The following is a 23,069-nucleotide window of genomic DNA, read 5'->3' as shown; positions in this document are numbered from 1 at the left end:
AATTGGTACGAAATACAACGCAACATGTTCACATTAGTTGTACGTGAGCATATTTTTGCAAACCTTAGCAGTGATGGCATTTTCTAGACAACATAGATAATCTTTTTTGTCAATGCGTAAGTCCTAACTTCTATCACGACAGTGATCGCACATTACGTTTTGTTGCAAATAGAAGACCACAAATGATGAATTAAGTGGTAATTCTGTACCATAATCAAAATATTGAGAATTGGGTTGCAGTAGACACGAGCATTTTTCCAGCGATCGCCCTTTGCAAAGGGGAATAAAATATATGCTGAGATTTCTGAGACGACGAGAGTTAGGATCAGAAGGTAGTCTGTAGCTGACAAGCTAACTATATGACATCCACATCGCGTGTTGTTCATAGTGACCCCGATATATTGGGGGGAACCCCTGTTTTTGTTGGTACTCGTGTGCCGATAAAAACCTTGCTCGATTATCTAGAAGCGGGTGACTCACTGGATGAGTTTTTAGATCACTTTCCCAGTGTCAGCCGTCACCAAGCAATCGCCACTCTCGAATTAGCAAAGGAAATGCTAACAGTGTATGCGAATTCTGCTTGATGAGTGTGTTCCACGACCCTTAAGGCGTGAACTTACTGATTATGAGGTACGCACAGTTGTGGAAATGGGATGGTCGGGCAAAAAGAATGGCGAACTGTTGCAACTGATGCTCCAGGAGAATTTCATAATTCTCCTCACAACAGACCAAAACTTACGATATCAGCAAAACTTGCAACAGGCTGGAATTGCAGTCGTTGTTCTAGTAGCATCTAGTAATCGCCTACCTGATTTGCTTTCATTGATACCCAGTGTTCGTAGTGTCTTAACAACGATCGCTCCAGGTGTAGTTGTTGAAATCAGAGATTTTTGACGCGAGCTTAATATAACAACTCTATTCTTTTTGATGATGAAACCGAATTCCTAAAAAGATGTCATAAACAAATTCAAAAAAGTCTTTTTTCTGCAACAATCCTGAAGTTTGATAACAGCCTTTCTCATCTAACAGGGGCTTCATCACATAGTACGCAGGTTGATAATTATACCAAGGAATAGAAGGCCACAAATGATGAATTAAGTGGTAATTCTGTCCCATAATCAGAATATTGAGAACTTGATTTGGGTAGACACGAGCATTTTTCCAGCGACCGCGCTCCGCAAAAGGACGATGAGGCAAATAGTCAAAAAATAATCCCAGTGCTATCCCCACCACAAAAGCGGGTATAAACCAAAAATTTAGAATGTAACCCAAAAAGTGGTATTGCACCGCTATATAAACAATTACACCGATAATTAAGCGGCTAATGAACCATTCTAATAGCTCATATTTGCGCCACAGTCGCCGTTGAAAGAAAAACACCTCATGGTATAAAAACCGCACTGCAATCAGCCATAGCGGACCACCCGTAGAAACATAATGATCTGGGTCGTCTTCGGGATGATTGACATGACCATGATGCTGTAAATGCACCCGCGTAAATACTGGAAAAGCAAAAGCTAGCATCAATGCACTGCCATGCCCTAACATCGCATTCATTACCCGGTTGCGATGGGCAGATTGGTGACAAGCGTCATGAATTACCGTCCCAGCACAATGCAAAGCAATAGTGTTAACGCTAAAGCACACCCAGTGCGGCCATTCCCAAAGCCAGTAACCAAAGTTAGATAGCACCAGCATTGCTACAGCTACCAAAAACAGCAGTAGCGTGAAATTAAAATCACCAGGAGGCGCTAAAAATTCCTTTGGCGGGATTGTCAGTGGCTTTTTTGCCTCCGATGCGATCATCTTTAACATTGACTCCTTCTTAATCAAACATTACAAATATACGATAAAGATTAGGAAAGAATAAATTTATGTAAAGTTTTCTATAGCAAGATTTATCTACAGCTTTGAATATCAGTAGATGAATAACGCTATGATTCCAGACAAAGCCTAATCTTAACTAATAATTGGGGTATGACAATCGGCAAGAAGTTAAAGGGATAAACTGCTTCGTGAGGAGGATAGATACAAGATTGTTGTAATATATCAAGTCTATCCCACAGAACCCACTCTCCCCAGAAACACTCTCTAACTGCTTATATCTATTGGTATAGCAGTAACTGAAAAGGAGATGCCACTTAAGTTACGATGACTTCCCAGATAGCTCCCTAACTTCAGCCCCTATGCAATTAAGAGATTCTCTGCGCCGGACAAAAATTGTCGCTACTATTGGCCCTGCTACTAGTAGTCCTGAAATGCTCAAGGCGATTATTGAAGCGGGAGCCACGACGCTACGACTCAATTTCTCCCACGGAACTCATGCCGACCATCAGCGTAGTATTCGCTTAATTCGGCAAACGGCTTTTGAACTAAATCAACCAGTGGCTATTCTCCAAGACTTGCAGGGCCCAAAAATTCGCTTGGGGAAGTTTGACAACGGGTCTATAGTTGTGGCAAAAGGCGATCGCTTCACCTTGACAAATCGCCCGGTGGTAGGTACGCAAGAAATTAGCTGCGTCACCTATGATTATTTAGCCGAAGAAGTTCCAGTTGGCGCAAAAATCCTGCTCGATGACGGACGAGTAGAAATGGTTGTGGAGGAAATTAACCGGGACAAAGGTGATTTGCATTGTCGGATCACCGTGCCTGGTAAACTTTCTAACAACAAAGGCGTAAATTTTCCCGGCGTTTACCTGTCTATTAAAGCAATGACCGACAAAGACCGAGAGGATCTGATGTTTGGTCTAGATCAGGGTGTAGATTGGGTGGCACTTTCCTTTGTCCGCAATCCGCAGGATTTGATTGAAATTAAAGAGTTAATTTCCAGTACAGGCAAGCAAGTGCCGGTGGTTGCCAAAATTGAAAAGCATGAAGCCATAGAACAAATGGAGGCAGTTCTGGCTTTGTGCGATGGTGTAATGGTTGCCAGAGGCGACTTAGGCGTGGAACTGCCAGCAGAAGATGTCCCAGTATTGCAAAAGCGGCTAATTGCTACAGCAAATCGCTTGGGGATTCCCATCATCACCGCCACCCAGATGTTAGACAGCATGGTGAGCAATCCCCGTCCCACTCGCGCAGAAGTATCGGATGTGGCAAATGCGATTTTAGATGGCACGGATGCGGTAATGCTCTCCAATGAAACTGCTGTAGGTAACTACCCTGTAGAAGCAGTAGCGACGATGGCGCGGATTGCCGAGCGGATGGAACAGGAAGAAGCCCAACACTTAAACTTACGTTCTTTGAGAGATTCCCGGCGCTCCATTCCCAATGCTATTAGTCAAGCTGTAGGGCAAATTGCCGAACAACTAGGCGCAGCAGCAATCATGACCCTAACGCAAACTGGAGCAACAGCTCGCAATGTATCTAAATTCCGTCCCCAAACACCGATTTTGGCAGTGACACCCCATGTGAATGTGGCGCGGCAGCTACAGATGGTGTGGGGAGTAAAACCGCTATTGGTGCTAGGATTACCTTCGACTGGTCAGACATTTCAAGCTGCAATCAACGTGGCTCAGGAGCTTAAATTACTGTCTGAGGGAGATTTAGTAGTAATGACTGCTGGCACACTCCAAGGAATTTCCGGCTCCACAGATTTGATTAAAGTTGAGGTGGTGACGGCAATACTAGGTCATGGAATTGGGCTGGGACAAGGTTCAGTGAGTGGTCGCGCACGAGTAGCTAATACTGGCATGGATGTTAGTAACTTTAATCCTGGAGATATATTAGTTGCACCTCGTACTAGTGCTGATTTTGTTGAGGCAATTCGTAAAGCTGCTGGAATTATTACGGAAGAGGAAAGTCTCACAAGTCACGCAGCAATCATCGGCTTGCGTCTCGGTGTGCCAGTTATTGTCGGCGTGAAGCAGGCAACGCAGGCGATTCGGGATGGGGCGATCATAACGCTGGATCTGCAACGGGGTTTGATTTATTCTGGGGCGGTGAGAACGCATTAGGATTGGGGAAGAAGCAGGGGGCAGGGAGCAGGGGGCAAGGGGTAGAAGAATTAATAACCAATACCCCATGCCCAATCCCTTTATCAAACAGTTGCGATCGCTACCCCAAGCCATCCAGCAAAGTTTTGCTGCTGTGTGGAGTCAGGATGCTCAACAGGCTTTACCTGATATCGGGTAGGACGGGGTGGGGCTAGGGTGATGGAATAGCTACGCAGTTCGTCTTGATGAAAAACTGTGACTTTGATTGCATCACTTGGTTGGTAATCTTTGAGGCGATCGCTTAAGCTATTCCCCGTTACCTTAATCCCATCAATTGCTAACAACTCATCACCTGCATCAATTCCCCCTATTTGTGCAGGTGAACCCGCCTCCACAAACTTAATCATCTCTCGCCCATTCTCTGTATTTATTCTTACGCCCAGATAAGGTTCTTCTTGCTGTTCAGCTACCAACTGCAAGCCAAAAGGTTCTAAATATTGATTAAAAGGTAAATCATCAATGCCATCAATATAGCGTTTAAAGAAATCAGTCAAATCGATTCCGGCAACAGATTCTATAACTTCTTGCAACTGTTCTGGGGTATAGCCAATTTCATCTTGTCCAAATTGCTGCCACATTTTCAACATCACGTCATCGAGGGAACGTTGATTGTCATGAGTAGAGCGAATCAACAAATCCAGCAATAACGATACCATTTCTCCCTTTAAATAGTAAGAAATTTGGGAATTACCGCTATTAGCATCCGGGCGATAGAGTTTTATCCAGGCATCAAAACTCGACTCGGAAACGGGCTGTACCTTGCGCCCCGGTGTCATTTCATATCTGGTAATTTCCTTGCTCAATTTATTCAAATACGACTGAACATCATAAATTTCTGCCCGCAAAGGAATTAACAAGTCATAGTAACTAGTAGTACCCTCACAAAACCATAATGATGGTGTGTAATTTTCTTGATCGTAATCAAAAACCTCTAATGCTTTTGGGCGAATTCGCTTGACATTCCATAAGTGAAAGAACTCGTGTGCTACCAATTGCATAAAGCGATCGTACTTTTCCTGAGCGCGAAATCCAAAACGCTGGTAAATTAATGAGCAAGAGTCTTTATGTTCCAAACCGCCAAAAGCTTGGCTAAATAAATGTAGTAGAAACACGTATCGTTCATAGGGCAAACCGCCGAACATCTGGGCTTCTACCTGAATAATTTTTTGAATATCAGCAATCATCTCTTGGGCTTGGAAATTTCCTTGCCCCCAAATTGCCAGTTCATGGGGTTTTCCCAAAACCTCAAAGTTATACAATTGATGGCGACCAATCTCAAACGGAGTATCAACAAGAGTATCAAAATTGGCAGCCAAGAAAGTATTTGTTTTCTCACCAATAGGTGACAAGGCAGTAGTTACCTGCCATTCTGGGCGTGGTGGTACGATAGTGACGCGAATTGGTTGGTTCTCCCAGCCCTTTATTCTAAAAAATAGTGCCGCACCGTTAAAATAACCGTGGGTAGCATCTAAGTGATTTGTCCGTACCGATAGCTCATTGGCAAAAATTCTGTAACGTACAGTTAATTCTGAAACAGCTTTTTTGTCTATCTGCCAGTGATTTTTACTGATCTTCCGCCAAAGTAAAGGTTTACCCTCTGAAAAAGCCTCAAAATCCTGTAAATTCTTGGCATATTCACGGACTAAATAGGAACCGGGTGTCCACACCGGCAATTTTAAATCGAGAATCGACGAGGCGTAATCGGCAATGTGTAAAGTTACCTCAAACAGATGGGTTTCTGGTTGGGACATTCCCACCAAGTAATGGATTGTTGGCCCGCTTTCCTGGACGTAAGTGTTGGGACGAGTTGCTGTTGCTTCAGTCATCTTGTGTGCTGAGTTAATACTCAACGGTTAATGGAATTAGTGATTTCTCCTATCATGACAAATTCGCCTTTTAACTTTTGGCTTCAACGAAGAGGCAGTTATTGAAGAGGGCAAGGAGAAATGACCCCTTCAATAACTGCTGTGGAATCAAGAGAAAAAATGGGTCTGAGTCCCCACTTCTACTAAACTGGCTCTCGTAAAGAGCCGGAAGCTAGCCCAACAGACTGGATCGAATTCCCCCACTTGAACCATCCCTTTTGCTCCCTGCTCCCTTGCCTCTTTTTCAAATCGAGACGGCGGCTGTTTGCTGCGGCTGATAATCAGAACCAAGTTTGTTGGCACAAAACCCAGTATCCCGTACTTGATTTGGTTCAATTGTTTTTCCCCAGTCCAAAGGAGTCACTACATACTGTATGGCTCCTTGCTGCTTAAAATCTGCGTTCCAAAAGTTATTAATCTTAGCTTGATTCATATTAAATGCCAGTTGCCAGTTATTAACCTTGGTATTACCCTGATTGGTAATTTTGAAGCTGACACAAAATCCAGTTTCCCAGTTGGAACTGATCTCAGTAGTGACTTTTAGTTGGGCAGCACTAGTAGTAGATGGGGAGACAGAAGGAGTAGGAGTTGAGGAGATAGAAGGGGTAGGAGTTGGGGAGATAGAAGGAGTAGGAGTTGGGGAAATAGGAGGATTACTAAGTTGATCTGGCGGTTGAACTTGTACAGGTGGGAGCAATTGGGACAGTAATTGCTGCTTGGGTAGATCAACACTTTGCCAATCATCTAATAAAATTCCGCCTGTATCACTACTATTAGGATTCCAACTCCAGTAAGTAAAGCTCAAGTTATTTTTTTGAATGTATTTCACCAACTCATTTTGCCAAATTCCTTCTTTGGAATTTAAGTCTACTTGCCGTCCCCCAAACTCCCCAATTAAGATGGGGGCAATATTCTGACTAGCGATATAGTTAAATCCTATTTGCCAGCGTTCAATTAGATTGTTAGGAAAGTTAGAGTCAGAAAAGTAGGGCTGATTGTACACCCCAGCGCCGTACTCATGAGGAGAATAGACTAGCTTATTAGAACGAGATAAACGTACTGGATAGTTTTTTACACCTTCTAGATTTCCACCATACCAATGCTGTGACAATTTTTGACCGGGGACATTCTTTTCAACTCCTTCAACGACAATCAGCCAATTAGGATTAACATTGAGAATCGCATTGCCTGCACGTTCTGCTGCTAGTCGCCAGTCAGTACTTATATTGTTATCACCCCAGCTAGCTTTCCCGTAAGGTTCATTTTTTAAGTCTGCACCAATAACGTTAGTTTGATTCTTGTAGCGGGTTGCTAACATTATCCAAGTATCGATCCAGTCTGCCTCCGTAAAGCCATCTCCGTACCACAATTCTGGAATTTGCTGGTCGTTGAGGCGGTGGCTGTCGAGCAGGATTAGCAATCCTTGACGTTCCGCTTCCTGAATAACTAAGTCCATTACTTCCAAGGGGGTTTTACCTTGAAGTTCCTGGTTGCTGCCAATTCCAAAGTCAATGCCACTTACATTAAGCGATCGCAATCCTGCCACAGAATAAGGTAACCGGATAACGTTATATCCTAAGCTTTTAATCTGCGCCAGCATTTCTTTATAATCTCGTTGCCATAAACCGTGAGGGGCGTGCGTATCAGTTTCCATACCAAACCAATTAACACCCCTGAGCAATACAACCTTGCCTTTTGCATCCACAATGGTTCTACCAATTGTTGAAAGTGGTAGCTCTATTAGCGTTGTAGCCCTAGCAGCATCTAGCTGAATACTAGCAGGTTCCTTGGTGAAAATAATTGCTAAAAATACTACTAGGCTTAAGGAAAATATCAGTAATCGTTTATGTAATCTCAATGTTCTTGGTTTATTTTTATAATTAACTTGCATACTATTATTACTTTGTTTAGAACAATATCTAAGTTGAATCAGCGCAAAAAATATATGATGCTTTTTATGAATAAGAGAATTTTACAATATCCTTACATAAAAAATATTTTGTAAATATAATTTTTAGCCGAAGATAAATATTTGTAGTCTGATTACAATGCATTTATTTGACAGTTACTTGTATTACTTAATCAAACTTCCATGCATCTGACCATCCTAGTAATCTTAGAGCAATACTTAACTACTATTGTTTCTGTATCCGTAAAAATTGGGTAGTAGAAGTTAAGAACGCTGAAAAGTTTAACTGGCAATACGTATAAACTTCTATTAATGTTTTGCATTAGTTGCTTAGTTTACAAAAAGTTTACGTAGTTTACTGAGTTCTTCATCAGTTTTCTATTGAAACTATTTGGTATAGAGAATAGTTTAGATACTAAGGCAGTACACATATTGAGTGACCGTGAAAACTCTATACAAAATAGATGTTATAAGCGGTAATTATATCTGCTGGAATCTATCCATAGTCTTTTATTTAACAAAAGCTTTCTGATATGACACTTTCTGCACTGCAAAAATTTTTACTACCACCTGCGATCGCTTCTCTAAGTGTATTTTCTTTGATGTCATTGCCCCTTGCTACGCTAGGCGATAAACAAATAGCTATCAAATTTCAGGAAGAACCTATTTTTTATGGCAAGCTTAGAGATATTGCCATTCCTTATGTAGTTTTTGCAACAGCACTTAGTGTAGGGTCTGGAATTTCAGCACTAGCTTTCTGTGGTTGGCGAAATTCTTCTTCCAAATCAGCAAAAATCCAGCAAGAGCTGTCTAATTTAGAGCAACACCTACAGCAGAAAGAGGCATTACTAAAAGAATGGGAAGTTTCCGAGCCTCGACTACAAATTTCTGGCTTGAACGCTTTTTTAGATGACAAATTGCCTTTTGACCAAGCTCTTAACTCAAAAAATGTAATAACTTCATCTCAACCTATTGGAGCGCAAATCCCAACGCCAGCGCACACACAACCAGTAAATCCTGCACCAAAGGTTGCAACTCAAAAAAATAGCACTACCACTATCAGAGATATTGCTGCTACTTCTGCGTTTGCATCTGCCCAAACTTTCCTTGGCTATGCTCAGGAAAATCCCAACAATATCAAAGAAATTACTGCTGATGAAGTGAATCAAACAGCAAGTATGGCATCAGAATTTGAAGAGTTGCAAAAACAAATTAAAGAGATGATGTTACAAATGCAAGCAATGCAAGAGAATTTGCAACTAACATCTGAAGCAACAAATGCTAAAGTAGAACCCCCAGCTAAATTTCAGATTTACTATAATACTGTCCTTTAAAACCTACTCAAATCTGTTTATCAGAAAGCAAAAGCTGAAGATAAACAGATTTAATTCCCCTTTGTGTGATGAGAAATAACCAAAACAAACAAAGGCTTAGAGAAGCAGAGGAAAATATTTAAACCACTCAATAGCATATAGCGTTCCTAGATCATTTGCCAAAATAAATTAACCGCAGAGGTACAGAGAACGCAGAGTGAAGAATTAGAGATTTTTAGGATTCCTATAGAAGTACAGAGCAATTGAATTGAGGTATAAATTTTACCTCTCCCTTTTTCCTGGACTTTAGACTAAAGCAAGCGATCAGCAAAGAACAGGTATGCAGAAAAATAAAGGGATGCCTGTAAGAACAAGCACCCCAATAACGGAAGATGAAAAAAGCACAACCAATGTTCATCTACCGCTATGGATGTTTTTGCACAGCTGAGGGAATTCCGTCAAGCAGCATACCAAAGTTTATGCCGGGCAAAAGATGCAACATTTGAAATGATGGATGCAATATTGCTGACACGTAACGTCTACAGTCTGGCAGATTTATCAATGTGTCCCGTATTCCGTCGTCAGTGGTCAAGTATTTATGAGACAACACAGGATACCAGACCGCAGCGTAATAAATTGATGGGGCTGTACAGTCAAAAAATACCCAAACAAGGACGTATTATCCTGGCAGGAGACCATACAGTATGGTCAAGACCAGATGCACCAACCCTTAAAGAGAGAACCTACGAGCATTATGCTAAAGGAGGAAGAGGTGGTCGTCCCGTCACCCCTGGATATGGATACAGTACCATAGCCTGGATACCAGAAACTGAAGGGAGTTGGGCATTACCACTTAGACATGAGCTGAGCGAATTACAATGTTGGGAAAATCCCATAGATAAGGCTGTATGGCAGTTTAAACGGGTGTCTAAAGATTTACCATCTCGACCAATCACACTATGGGACATCGAATATGGGTGTGCGCCATTTGTGATCAAAACGGCTAACATCAATGCAGATAAACTGATGCGGTTGCGTTCCAACCTATGTTTATGGGGAGAACCACCAGCATATTCAGGTAGGGGTAAACCACGAGTACACGGTGATAAATTTAAGCTCAACGATGCCAGTACCTGGGCAGACCCAGAACAAACCATTGAACTTGAAGATGCCAAACTCGGTAGAGTTAGGATTTGCCTGTGGACAAGAAAGCATTTCCGTCTTTCTCCACACCATACGATGTCAATTATATTGGTGGAAAGGCTACAAGAGGACGGCTCACCACGAGTCAATAAACCGATGTGGTTGGCATTTGTAGGTGAAGAAATGCCACCTTTATCTGAGGTTTGGAAACTTTATATGCGACGTTTTGCGGTTGACCATTGGTATCGGTTTATTAAACAACGCTTGCATTGGACGCTCCCTAAACTGTCAACTCCCCAACAATGTGACCGATGGAGCGACTTAATGCCACTGATGACTTGGGAGTTATGGCTGGCTCGTGATATCGTCAATGACAATCCCCTCCCTTGGCAGAAACAGATCACTAAACTTACCCCTGGACGGGTTGCACAAGCCATACCTGGGATTTTGGTCAGGGTTTCTACTCCTGCCAAACCGCCAAAACCACGCGGTAAATCTCCTGGGTGGAAAGCAGGACAACCCCGGCAACGTAGAATTCGCTATCCTATCGTCAAAAAGCGTACTTCCTCTTCACGTAAAGCCGAGCCGAAACCTGCTTGATTTGTCTTTTTTCTAATTTTTTACTTTGCTTTTTTTCAACTCAGTTTCCCTGAGTCATTTTGTGCTTCTTAGTCTAAAGTCCAGTTTTTCGTGAAGCTTCCGAAATTACACAAGTCTCTTAATGAGGAAAAAGCACTTTTCTTCACAAACAATGCCATTGAATTGGTGTTTATTAGGTAATTAATATCTGGATGCCAGCGCTCATATTGAGGCTGGTATTCCAGTTTTTATCTATCAAAAAGGAGTGATAGAGGGCTACAGTACCCCGCCCTCAATCAAGTGGGAATTTTCACCTGAGAAACTCTGAAGGAGTCACATAGGCATTCGTTTGCCTATTTTTAATCGGTGGAGGTAAGGTACTTTTTGAAGCTATGGGTTGCGGCGGAATTTGATATCGGTTTCCCCAACCACCATTCAAGTCTTCCGGTTGCGGACGAGGTGGTATTGTTTTCCCCGTAGGTAGAGGTATTGTTAAAGTTTGGCTAACTTGTAAATACTTTTCACCTTCGTTAGTAAAGCGAATCAACTTGCTTTCAAGCGTGTCAAACTGTTGATTTTCTAACTTTAACTTTTGAGAGTTTTGATTATCTGGCTGTTCCCACTGACTAGCAGGATCGAAAATAGCTACAAATGTAACACCATCTTCTGGAAACAGTCGTATTTGTGCTGGATTTGCTTGCCAAACTTCTTGAAAACTACCATCGGGTGAAACTTGCCACAGATTCAGTGCAGCCTCCCATTGTCCCTGTTTCACTTCCACAATTTGACGAGCCAGAATTGAACGGTTAGTATTGGTGTCTGAATTCAGCAAAGCTTCTGTTCGTCCTGATACTGGACGCAAATAACGCACAGCGGCCACTGTAATCTTGCTAGACTCCGGCAGATTGGTACTACCAACGATGTTGTATACACCTTTACTTGATATAGGTTGTACATCTCCAATTTTCATCTCCACTCTTTCTTGTGCTTTTTGAACACAGCCATAACTGGCAGCTAAAAGCATTAGACAAATGCCTGCCTGGAGATTAGTAGTAGATAGAGCTTTAAATCTAGGTAAAAAAGTCTTTAAATCAACAATATTCATAATAAAGGGCAAAATATTTGGTTTATTTGCAAACTTAGCTCAGTTTTTACCTATTATGCCCACTTTAATTTTAAAAATAACAGTTTTTATCGACTCTTAATCAAATAATTGAAAATTAAGAATTTTATTGGATCTAGTGGTTAATACTCATTAACTTTGCTAAAGTAGCGACATTCAATAACCTAAATATGTAGTTGTTACCCAACTAGGCTGATGAGGCAAACAGTACTCGATTGTTATAAATTTACTTTTTCAAGTCAGTACCATAAAGTTTATCCACTGCTTTGCATTGTCGTCTCGATTTGCTGGGTACTGGCAGTGAGCGAAAAGTCTTCAGCTCAAGTTAACCCATCTCAGCTACAGACTATCGACTACCAATTGGGTTTAGCAGAACCGCTACCAGCGCCTAAACTACCCGTCAAGAAAAGTCAATCGCAATCAGGGTCGCAGACATTGCCTCTTCCAAGCGTAACGGCTGGTGTAGCAACTGCACCGATCGCTAATCCAGTGTCCAAAGTTGTAGAACCCAAACCAGTCAACGATCTCCAACAGTTGGAGAGTGTCTTCATCCAGCAACAGGTAACTGGAAAAGCCCCGGCAGCAACACGTAGTTCTGTTGCACCACGAGTGGCAGCAGGTGGGGACACTTCTGACCTGAATTTAGGATTGCAGGGACAGATGAACGGCTCAAAGCCATCAAGTAGTTCAGCACCACTGCCACCACTCGCCAACTCGGCTGCAACGCAAGAATTCACTGCACCAGCAGCACCAACTTTTAATCAAGTACTCGGTTCTCAAACAGCGCCCCTGCCACCACTTCCCAACTCGGCTGCAACGCAAGAATTCACTGCACCAGCAGCACCAACTTTTAATCAACAATTACTCGAGCCACAGACAACTCCATCAATTCCTACTACAGCTCCCGCTCCAGTACCAGTTACCCAATCGGTAACTACTCAACAACGCCGTCAACTCAATAGCAGTAGTTTAAGGGAACCCTCTTTACAATTCCAAGGAGTTTATATCACCCAAGGCGGTGACACCTCGGCACGGGCGAGAGTTAGTGGCATCTATCCACTGTCTCCTCAAGCTTTGGTTGGAGCAACCCTGGACTTAACCAGCCAAGGTAGCAGCTTGGATGACTCCCGAAACGAGGGTTTGAACATTAATGAGCTTTATTTGGCAACTTCACTAGGAGGAGTACCTAATCTACGGTTTGTGATCGGTCAAATAGATTTAACGTCTTATTTTGATCGCAACAGCTTTGCTAAAGATGGAGCCAGTCAATTCTTTAATCCGGTGTTTCAAACCAACCCAGCACTGGCGGCGACAGGGATTAGTTCACGCACTGGTTTATTAGCAGATTGGAGTGTCACTGACAATATTGAAGCGAAAGCGGCAATCTTTTCATCAGCAGACAAAATTGGTGACTTCTCTTTAGATGGATTTGCTGGCGAAATCGGCATTCGTTACGGCAATGCGATTATTCGTGGTACTTATGCCACCGATCGCGATGCTGGTGTTCGTGATAGCTTTCTTGAAAGCTTTAGCATTGCCAGAGGTAACAATCAATTTGGCCCTGATGAAAACGATCGCGAAGAAGCATACGGTGTCAACGCCGAAGTCTTTATTCCTAATCTGAAATTAGGTTTGTTTGGGCGCTATGGTCGTTATGAAAATCGCACTTTAGGAGAGGGTGCAAATACTTACGTTTTGGGAGCTAGTTTTTTAGATCTGTTTACCCCAGATGACCGGCTCGGAATAGCTTATGGACGTGCTCTCTCTAATGATCGGCTGCGTCGTGGAGAGCGTCCCGATGTATTGGAAATGTTCTATGATTTTAAATTTATTTCTAATCTACGAGTAGGCTTTTCGGTTCAAGCACGTGATGATTTCTCAGAAACAGTTTTCGGTATCAGGGTGAAATCAGAATTTGATGTGACTCCCACAGGGAGAATTACTCAATGAGTCAAAATAATATAGATAAAAAGCAAAAGGGAAAAGCTAAAAAAATACAATATCGTTCTCTTTTTATTTGTTCATTTTTCCTTTTTACTTCCTTGGTAACTGTGTCCTCCTTGGGCAGCATTGCCCCTGCTCAAGCACAGAACTTATCAGCATCGGCACAAAAAGGTTTTGCATTTTTAAAAAAAGGCTTTATCAATGATGCGATCGCAGCCTTCCAACAAGCCCTCAAAAGTCAACCGCAATCTTCGCAAGTTAGGTTAGGATTAGCGATCGCTTATCGTCGAGCCGGACGTATTCCTGAAGCTTGGAGTGCTTATCAACAAGTACTGGCAGTAGACTCCAACAACCAACTAGCTTTAAAGACAGTTGGTCTATTGGCTACTTATCGTCCTGAGTGGAACTTAAAAGGGATTGAGGCTCTGACAACTTTCCTAGAGTTAAATCCTAATGACTCAGAAGGTCGTGGTTACCGTGCTCTACTGTACTCCTATCAAGGACAATTAAGCGAGTCTTTGGCAGACTACCAAATAGCACTGAACAACAACCCCACACCAGAGACAGTCATTGGTGCAGCTCAAACTTATAGTTACAGTGGGGATTTTCCTAAAGCATTAGAGTTGTTTAACCGCTATCGCTCCACTGGCAAAGCCATTACAGGTTATGCAGCAGTAGCCTACGGTCGCACCTTACGAGAAACAGGCAATCCTGCGGGGGCAGTACAGGTGTTAGAAGCGCAATTGCAGCGCTCGAATAAACTTGACCAGATAGAGTTTGAAACTCGTAAAGAACTGGCTATAGCATATCTTGTCAATCAACAACAAGCTCAAGCATTGGCAGTTTTGGATGTATTACAAGGAAGGCCAGAGGCGATTTTGCCCTTAGCGCGATCGCTCAATGAAATTCGCAAGTACACCAATAACCCCACCCTCACACAGCAAGTTTTCAATCTCTACCGTCAAGCACTCCAAACCGATCCCAATCCTTCCCCCAAACTACTGCGTGAAGTCGCTGATGTCTTTACTGGGTTCCCCGAAGGACGACAAACAGCGCTGCAACTCTATCGACGGGTGGCGTTAGAATTTCCCAACGATCAAAGTTTGCTGGTGCAGCAATTAGCTTTAGAAAATCAGCTAGGTTTAATCGGTAAAAATGACTTGAAACAGCGTTTAGCGACTGCAATACAATCAGTGCCGAGTGATCGCGTACAGTTGCAACAACTAGCTAATGCCTTAGTAAACATTGATGCTCCCGACCCAGAATTTTTACCTGTGTACCAAAATCTCTTACAAATGGGGGTTAACGTCCCGTTTTTGAATTTCCGGGTCGCGCAGATGTATGTGCAGCGCCAAGATTTGAATGCTGCAAGGCAAGCCCTGGCAGCTTATACAGCTACCCCCGCAGGTGCTAAAGACCTCGCACCCCAATTATTAGCAGCAGAAATTGAGCGTCGTGAGGGTAGCCTTGAAGCGAGTGCCCAACGCTACCAAGCTGTGCTTGCTAGCAAGCCAAATAGTAGCGATATTATTGATGCTGCTTTGGGCGGGCTGGCTGGAGTGCGACTGCAACAAAAGCGTTTTGATGAGGCTGTAACAGTTTATGACCAATTGATAGCCCGCAATCCTCAAAATTTATCGATTCAACTAGGGCGTGCTAGTATCGCCTATCAAGCCAAGCGAATCTCCCAACCAGAAGCAGAGGCAGTTCTCAATAATTGGTTAGCGACACAACCTGCAACCAATACTCCTCCAGAACTATACAGTTTGTTAGGGGCGCTGCCTACAGATCCGCAAAAAGAAGCTTTATATAGTTATCTGCTAGAAGTTGACCCTAGTTCTATACCACTACAACTGCGCCTGTTACAGGTGATAGCGAAACGCAATCCGGCTCAAGCGCAAGCGCGGATGAAGCAATTGATTGCTCGCATTCCCAATACTCCTGACTCATACCAGTTGCAGGCAGAGTTAGCTCGATCTGTAGGTGATTTGAATTTGGCTAGCAATACCTATGAAAATATTTTGGCGCAGCAACCAGATAACATCGATGCTCTAGCGGCTTTGGGCGGAATTCGCTTTGAACAACGCCGCTTTGAATCGGCACAGGAGATTTATGCTCAAGTGTTGGCACAAAAACCGGAAGACAAAGGCGCACGCCGCGCCCTTGCTGGATTGAATGCAATTTTAGATCAGCCTTTGACAGCACTGGCACAGCTAGAACAACTGCAATTAGAAGCAGCCGCAGAAGGAGGAAGCGATAGCGATGCAGCTCGGCAAATACAGCAAATCCAAACAGACTTTCTGCTACGACGGGGATTTCAACCCCCTTGGGAAGACTATCGACGCCGAAACAGAAATTAGCGATCGCTTAAATTTATTCATGAAAGTTAATTTTAAACAACTACAAGGGAACAATAAGGGCAACGAGATGATACTCTCCCGCTTTCCCCATCAGCTAATGTTTTATAAATCAAATTGTTCTTAGGATGTGGCACTTCCCAAGAGTGGCAGCTATTGCCTGCCTGATTGGTTTATCTGCCTGTGTCTCTAGTTACTCGGCAGCAAACCCCAAAACGCCGGATGAGCAAACTCCGGTGGCAAACGTCCCCACTGAAGGTAGTAGTCAAAATCTCACTAGATTATTAGCTGATCTCCCTAAATCTACCCCCAACCGGGAATTACTAGCCCAAAGTTGGGATAGCTACCGCCAAAGATTTATTCAGTCAGATGGGCGAGTGATTGATTACGAAGCAAGCGATCGCTCAACTAGTGAAGGTCAAGCTTATGCTTTGCTCAGAGCAGTACTGATTAATGATCCGGCAACCTTTGCCCTGACTTTAAACTGGTCAGAAAATAACCTCCAGCGCCAAGCGGGTGGTAAACGCACAGATAGTTTGTGGGCTTGGAAGTGGGGGCGAAAGCAAGATGGTAACTGGGGTGTCATCGACAGTAACTTTGCCAGTGATGGAGATATAGATGCGATTACTGCCCTGATTTTAGCATCACGGCGTTGGAATCGTCCCGAATACCTGGAACTGGCAAAAGTTAAACTGCAAGATTTGTGGAACTTGTCCACCATCTCAGAACCACAAGGTAAGCGCTACCTGTTACCAGGACCTGTAGCTGCATTTGTCCCGAATGCATCTACCTTTTACCTGAATCCTTCTTATTTTGCACCCTATGCTTTTCGTATCTTTGCACAAGTTGATCCCCAACATGATTGGTTGAGTTTGGTAGACAGCAGCTATCAAGTACTAGAAGATTCCGCAAAGCTTTCTAGCGTAGGTTTACCCAGTGATTGGGTAGCTCTAAATACCAAAACAGGAGAATACCAAACCCTACCAGCATCTAGTACTCTAAAGAGTTTGTATAGCTTTGATTCTTATCGAGTTTGGTGGCGTTTATCGTTGGATGCTGCCTGGTTCAACTCACCGCAAGCGCAGCGCTATCTAGTGACATCCACTCAGCACCTGCAAAAACTGTGGAGTAAACAATCAAGTCTACCAGCAAGTATCGATCTCCAAGGGAAAGCATTAGTGGATTACGAAGCTACATCCCAATACGCTATGTTGTATGCCGCCATGCAGTTGATAGAACCAGCGATCGCTCAAGAACTGCTTGTGAAAAAGATTATACCTCAATACAAGCAGGGAATTTGGGGAGACGAATCTGCTTATTACACCCAGAATTTGGCTTGGTTAGGATTGCTACCTCCGAAGACAATTCCCCCGCGACTGCTTAAATGACATCTTCTGACCTTGAGTTAGAGCAAAGCCTTGCTTTCCAAATACCTTTTACTCCCGTTGATTTCCTTAAAAAAATCCGATGGGATGATTTTTAAGTTCTAAAAGCAACAAAATACTTGTGCTTTTTACATAAAAAATTTGAGTAAATTCACACTAAAATCACACTTTACCATGAAGCAATTGTTTCATCTTTCCCAAATTAGTAAAAAAGCAATTATTGTTACTTCTTGCTTTTTTTTGTTTCCTAGTTCATTATTGAGCGCTCAAGCTCAAACTAAAGGTGATCTGCAACAAGCAGTAACTTTATTAGCTCAAGCAACGACATCAGAAAATACTAATAAAGCAGACTTAAAAGCTGCTAGTGCCAAAAACCTAGCAACTTACACCCTAGAATTTAATCGTAGTCCAATTGTGGGCAACCGGATGCGCTTGCGTGGGGTTTACTCAGAAGGTCGTCTTGCCTTTACCCGCCCTCGTGGCTGGAAACTAGATCGGGGTAAGGTACAAGCTTTAATCCGTTTTCAACACTCACCTGCACTGTATGCCAATCGCTCGAACCTGACCGTGCTAGTCAATGGTACCAGTGTTGGTAGTGTACCACTCAATCGCAAAGAGTCCCAAGTAGGTCAAGTGCTGTTTAATATCCCACCAAAGCTGCTGCAAGACTATAATGAACTCATTTTGGTGGCACAGCAGAATAACAGCATTGAATGTAGCGACCCTAGTAGCCCCGACTTATGGACAGAGATTCTGCCAGATTCCAAATTAATCTTGAACTATGAAAGGCAGCCGATTCCCCTGAATTTCAGCCGCTATCCTTATCCTTTCTTTGACGAACTCGGCTTAGAAACTAACCAAATTGCTTATTTACAACCGAGTCAAGTTGATCAATCCTGGTTGACAGCAGCAGCTCGCTTACAAGCAGCATTGGGGAGAATCGCAGATTTTCGCCCGATTCAAACTAGCTTAGTGTCTGATGTCGCAAACGTGAAGGCAAGCGATCGCTTGGTCATCATTGGTACTCCCAACGAGCAACCAACCCTAAATACTTGGAAGAATTTGCCCCTGAAAGTCGTCAGCAATCAAATTCTCGATCGTGATAATAACCCTGTACCAGACGAAACAGGGGTATTGATTATAACTCAAGCTGAAAAGAGTGGGGTTCCAGTTTTAATTGCTACTGGCAACAGTGCAAAAGCCGTGGAAAAGGCAACTCAATTTTTATCACAGCCAGACTTGCGGAAAATGGGGACTGGTCAGGTAATATTCGTCAGTACCATCAAGGAAGGTTCGACACCAGGACTCCGCCAGTGGCCTCGTTATTTGCCAGAGCAAAATTCTTTTAAACTGGGCGACATTAAAACCCAGGTAAATGGTGAGCCATTTAGTGATGTAACTGTACGTGGGATCGGAGCGCCGCCAATTGAAATTGATTTTCGCGCTTTACCAGATGATCGGTTTGTCCGGGGTAGTTCCATGAATCTGGTGTACAGCTACGGGCCGCAGGTTAATCCGCGAACTTCTGCGATCGAAGTTTTACTGGATGGAGTTTTCATTGGTGGGGCACGTCTTGATTCTGAGTCGGGAGAAACTCGCAAAAACCTGAAAGTCAATTTGCCGGAAAACTTGATCAAACCCAACTCGAAACTGCAAGTTTTCTTGCGGATGAATCCTAGAGAACCCTTTGATAAACAGAACTGTCTTCAGCCACCAGATCAACAGCTTACAGGTACGGTACATTCTGATACTAGCTTCGACCTGAAACGGGAAATTTCTACACAACTACCAGATTTGAACCTGCTGAAATTCGGTTTCCCCTTTGCTGCACCACAGGATTTGTCCCAGACAGCGATTGTCGTACCACAAATCCCCTCGAAGACAGATGTGTTGACTTTATTAGCTTTTAGCGAACGCTTAGGAAGGCTCAGTCAAGCAGATACTGTCAAACTAAATGTTTATACACCGGATGCTTTACCAACAAAAGCCCGCAAAAATGACCATTTGGTAGGAATTGGAACGCGAGAAGACTTTCCTTTTCCTGAAGTATTTAATTCCACTGGCTTTAACTTGAGTCAGGCATATTCCCGTTCCTCTGCCAATGCTGTGGTTCAGACACCGCAGGATACACAAGGGATGATTAAGCAAATTATCTCTCCTTGGAATAGCGATCGCGTCGTTCTAGCTTTAACATCTCAAACCGAAACTGGTTTAGAGCGAGTGCGGCAAGTCCTCAATCAAGATCCGTGGTTCTTCCAACTCAAAAAGGATACGGTGCTAATTAGTAGCGATCAAAAAGACTTGGTTTCCTACGATGCTGATGCCTATCAACTACAGTTTTTCCAAAGCGCCCCAAATACTCGTCGCTGGGAAAATACCAGTCTCCTCAGCAAGGCATCACGCTTTTTACAAGAAAATTGGCTATTGCTACCTCTAGGCATTCTCACTGTATCTCTAGTTCTTTACGGGATTCTCCAGTTGTATATCAAGCGCTTGACTGCTGACAAAAAGTAGACACTTTCGGTTAGATATCGCCAATTTTAAATTTAAATTTCAAAATTTAGATCCAAAATGACTTCTTCCCCACCTACATCGCCCCAGAAATCACGCGATCGCCAGCGCTTAAAATTTAGCAATTGGTTGATTGATATTACCCCTAGATTTTTTGACCGCACTCTCCAAAAAGTGGGTGTGAAACAGTTTAAGTGGTTTATCCTGCTGCTATTGGTGCTTTCAGTGCCACTGATTATTACTCCGATAGAAGTTTGGCAGCAGGGATTGGTAGCAGTGTTTCTCGTGCTACTGGGACAACTGCTTATACACGCAGAGTTTCAAGAGTCTTCACCAGAAATCAGCCACTATTATCACCTGTTTATGCTGTGGCTGAGTATGGTAACAACGCTGCGTTATTTATACTACCGCACCAGCTACACCCTGAACTTTGATGGTTGGCTCAATAGCATCGCTTGCGTATTTTTGTTCGCCGCCGAACTTTATGCCATCCTCACCTTGATATTGGCATACTTTCAAACCCTGAAAATTCAAGAACGCCAACCAGTTAATCTCACAAACATTCCGGTTGAAGAATGGTTCAAAGTTGATATCTATATTCCCACATACAACGAAGATGTGGAGATTGTTCGCAAGACGGCTGTGGCAGCCTTAGCCTGTGATTATGCTCCTGATAAAAAAAAGGTTTATGTGCTTGATGATGGTCGTCCAGAAAAGTATAGAGAGAACGACCCACGCCGAGAACAGTTTAGTAAAAGACGAGAACAGCTATGGCAAATGTGCCAAGAACTAGGCTGTATACACATGACGCGGGACAATAACGACCACGCTAAGGCTGGTAATATCAATACCGCCTTTTACAAAACCGACGGCGATTTAGTGTTGATTTTGGACTGTGACCACATTCCATCGCGGCAAATTCTCTTGCATACAATGGGTTTTTTCTTCGATCCCAAAGTATCATTTGTCCAAACTCCCCACTGGTTCTATAACCCCGACCCTTTCGAGCGTAATTTAGTCACTAAAGGTAGAATACCCGCAGGCAATGAACTGTTTTATAAGGTGCTGCAAAAAGGTAACGATTTTTGGAATGCCGCCTTTTTCTGCGGTTCCGCAGCATTAATCCGCAAATCCCACGCTTTAGAAGTTGGGGGAATTGCAGTAGAAACCGTGACGGAAGATTGCCACACTGCTTTGCGATTGCATTCGTTGGGTTACAAGTCTGTCTACTACGACAAAATTATGGTGGCTGGTTTAGCGCCAGAAACGTTTTCTTCTTATGTAGGACAACAAGTGCGTTGGGCAAGGGGGATGGCGCAGATTTTGCGATTAGAAAACCCGATTTTTAATCCGAAGCTGAACCTAACATTTGCACAACGGATTTGTTATTTTAGCGCGACTTCACACTTTTTATATGGCTATCCTCGACTAATATACGCGATCGCTCCCACACTATTTTTATTATTTGGCGTTAACTCTGTCCAAGGTTTGGGTTTAGAAACTCTAGCCTACGCCTTACCCCATATTCTCCTCTCTCTTTTTACTAACTACATCATTTACAAAAACGTTCGTTTCTCCTTCTGGAATGAAATTTTTGAATTTGCGATGGCTTTCCAGGCTGGATGGGTGACGATGTTGGCGCTGTTTAACCCTAAGCTGGGTTCATTTAACGTTACTGACAAAGGAACGTCTATAACCAAACGTACCTTTGATTGGGAATCGATGCGTGGTCTTTTGGTGGTGACAGCACTTGTAGTATCTTCCTTGCTAGCTGTTCCCTATTGGCTGCTGCTACATCCTGAAGATTGGCAAGCGGTCTTAGTCAACACCATGTGGTCTGTTTTTAATCTGGTTTTGCTGACAGCTGCTTTGCTGGTTGGCTTTGAACAACCACAAGTACGTACTGCCCACCGTTTAAAGCGTCGCCTCTCCATCTTAATTACCAGTAACGGTCAAACAATCATGGGCAAAACGGTGAATATTTCAGAAACTGGGGCATTAATTTCTTTGGAAACTTGGCCCAATTTACTGGATGAAGTAGAGGTTGAGGTGATGGGAGATTATACTGCTAGCGCCTCCTTGACAGCACAGATTGTCCGAGTCTCTCCGATTAATGATACAGAAACGCTTTTAGCTGTTGATTTTGTGAAGCTCAACAATGCCCAACGCGATGCTTTAACTCTAGTTTTGTATTCTGATGTCCGAGAGTGGTATTCTCAGAAAGGCCAGTATGTAGACCGACCCTTCGCTTCTCTAGGATTTTTAGCCACCAGTCTGACTCGGGCATTGCGTGACGTAAAACAAACTAGCCGTAAAAAGGTACGCAAGCAGGTAAACAGCCATAGCCGACTCTATTGGGATGGTAACTTCTTCTTTGCAGTAGCCACAGAGTTAGGAACAACGGGTTTGCGCTTGGAAATAGAGGATACAAAAGCCGTGTCTTCTCACAAAATGCTAGGACAACAGGATTTGCACACGATGCGAACTGTTAAACCATTAGTTGGTTTACTGTTAAATGAGGATGAGGATAATCTCTCATCTAATCGATTTGTTGCCGAAATTTATGCAGTAGAAGAACAGGCAAATGGTAAAATTGCGCTTGAGTTAAATTTTCCAGAAAAATTCAAAGAACGCCAAGACACCAAAATTAAACAACTGTTGGAGGTTCTGTAGCAGAAATACTTGACTAGATTTTGACTAGCGCAAGCTTCATTTTAGTTTAGATGTTGCTTGCGCTTGAAAGTGTTTTAAATTGCAAAAGTCAATTCAATATAGTTTAGGACTAGCCCTTTCAAGGTGACTAATAAAATCTCTTTTTTTCTCTTTGTGTCTTCTGCTTCTGCGCGGTTAAAAAGTTTTTTATTTAACCACAGAGGCACAGTTAACACATAGTTAAGAGATTAAAGAGTAGTTTATTGAGTAAAATTATTCAATGAAAAACATTT

The 23,069-nt window shown here is 43.0% G+C and carries 14 protein-coding genes and 1 pseudogene; 10 read left to right on the top strand and 5 right to left on the bottom strand.

The features are described from left to right. Nucleotides 1-170 precede the first annotated feature (170 nt). Nucleotides 171-281, bottom strand: a pseudogene (locus H6G96_RS41775) (beta-carotene hydroxylase); the annotation flags it as partial. 78 nt (nt 282-359) lie between these two features. Here H6G96_RS41775 and H6G96_RS33280 point away from each other — a divergent pair. Next, nucleotides 360-584, top strand: coding sequence for a DUF433 domain-containing protein (locus H6G96_RS33280; RefSeq protein ID WP_190917638.1), 225 nt, complete (start codon nt 360-362; stop codon nt 582-584). Next, entirely contained in the window at nt 568-894 is a 327-nt protein-coding gene (locus tag H6G96_RS33275; RefSeq protein WP_190917636.1) for a DUF5615 family PIN-like protein, read from the top strand. The genes H6G96_RS33280 and H6G96_RS33275 overlap by 17 nt, the downstream gene beginning before the upstream one ends. A 21-nt stretch (nt 895-915) precedes the next feature. Here the strand turns inward: H6G96_RS33275 and crtR are convergent, their stop codons facing one another. Continuing rightward, nucleotides 916-1,806: a beta-carotene hydroxylase gene (gene crtR, locus H6G96_RS33270; RefSeq protein WP_190917644.1), complete on the bottom strand. Its 891-nt coding sequence runs from the start codon at nt 1,804-1,806 to the stop codon at nt 916-918. Nucleotides 1,807-2,186: 380 nt separating this feature from the next. Here crtR and pyk point away from each other — a divergent pair, with 380 nt between their 5' ends. Next, a complete protein-coding gene (gene pyk, locus H6G96_RS33265) occupies nt 2,187-3,956 on the top strand; it encodes a pyruvate kinase (RefSeq protein WP_190917634.1) in 1,770 nt (589 codons plus the stop codon). An 83-nt stretch (nt 3,957-4,039) separates the two neighbouring features. Here the strand turns inward: pyk and H6G96_RS33260 are convergent, their stop codons facing one another. Together H6G96_RS33260 and H6G96_RS33255 are read right to left on the bottom strand one after the other, a co-directional pair. Beyond that, the gene (locus tag H6G96_RS33260; protein WP_190917632.1) at nt 4,040-5,821 is read right to left on the bottom strand and encodes a M61 family metallopeptidase; all 1,782 of its coding nucleotides are present in this window, start codon (nt 5,819-5,821) and stop codon (nt 4,040-4,042) included. Nucleotides 5,822-6,104: 283 nt separating this feature from the next. Then, nucleotides 6,105-7,751, bottom strand: a complete 1,647-nt coding sequence (locus H6G96_RS33255; RefSeq protein WP_190917630.1) for a cellulase family glycosylhydrolase — start codon at nt 7,749-7,751, stop codon at nt 6,105-6,107. A gap of 551 nt (nt 7,752-8,302) precedes the next feature. Between H6G96_RS33255 and H6G96_RS33250 the strand changes: the two genes are divergently transcribed. Beyond that, on the top strand, nt 8,303-9,103 hold the full coding sequence (locus H6G96_RS33250; RefSeq protein WP_242063496.1) for a hypothetical protein: 801 nt from the start codon (nt 8,303-8,305) through the stop codon (nt 9,101-9,103). Between the two features lie 405 nt (nt 9,104-9,508). Continuing rightward, nucleotides 9,509-10,825, top strand: coding sequence for an NF041680 family putative transposase (locus tag H6G96_RS33245; protein ID WP_190917628.1), 1,317 nt, complete (start codon nt 9,509-9,511; stop codon nt 10,823-10,825). Between the two features lie 289 nt (nt 10,826-11,114). Here the strand turns inward: H6G96_RS33245 and H6G96_RS33240 are convergent, their stop codons facing one another. Beyond that, nucleotides 11,115-11,909, bottom strand: a complete 795-nt coding sequence (locus H6G96_RS33240) for a hypothetical protein (RefSeq protein WP_190917626.1) — start codon at nt 11,907-11,909, stop codon at nt 11,115-11,117. 213 nt (nt 11,910-12,122) lie between these two features. Between H6G96_RS33240 and H6G96_RS33235 the strand changes: the two genes are divergently transcribed. The 5 genes from H6G96_RS33235 (at nt 12,123) to bcsA (ending at nt 22,797) form a co-directional block, all read left to right on the top strand. Further along, nucleotides 12,123-13,877: a porin gene (locus H6G96_RS33235; protein ID WP_190917624.1), complete on the top strand. Its 1,755-nt coding sequence runs from the start codon at nt 12,123-12,125 to the stop codon at nt 13,875-13,877. Continuing rightward, entirely contained in the window at nt 13,874-16,231 is a 2,358-nt protein-coding gene (locus tag H6G96_RS33230; protein ID WP_190917622.1) for a tetratricopeptide repeat protein, read from the top strand. Before H6G96_RS33235 ends, H6G96_RS33230 begins: the two co-directional genes overlap by 4 nt. A gap of 125 nt (nt 16,232-16,356) precedes the next feature. Next, complete coding sequence (locus H6G96_RS33225; RefSeq protein ID WP_190917620.1) at nt 16,357-17,616, top strand: glycosyl hydrolase family 8; 1,260 nt, start codon at nt 16,357-16,359, stop codon at nt 17,614-17,616. Between the two features lie 171 nt (nt 17,617-17,787). Continuing rightward, nucleotides 17,788-20,127, top strand: a complete 2,340-nt coding sequence (locus tag H6G96_RS33220) for a cellulose biosynthesis cyclic di-GMP-binding regulatory protein BcsB (RefSeq protein WP_190917618.1) — start codon at nt 17,788-17,790, stop codon at nt 20,125-20,127. Between the two features lie 57 nt (nt 20,128-20,184). After that, on the top strand, nt 20,185-22,797 hold the full coding sequence (gene bcsA, locus H6G96_RS33215; RefSeq protein WP_190917615.1) for a UDP-forming cellulose synthase catalytic subunit: 2,613 nt from the start codon (nt 20,185-20,187) through the stop codon (nt 22,795-22,797). Nucleotides 22,798-23,069 lie beyond the last annotated feature (272 nt).

The sequence above is a fragment of the Nostoc sp. FACHB-892 genome (assembly GCF_014698795.1).
GTDB lineage: Bacteria > Cyanobacteriota > Cyanobacteriia > Cyanobacteriales > Nostocaceae > Nostoc.
This window is presented reverse-complemented; position numbering and strand designations above follow the sequence as displayed.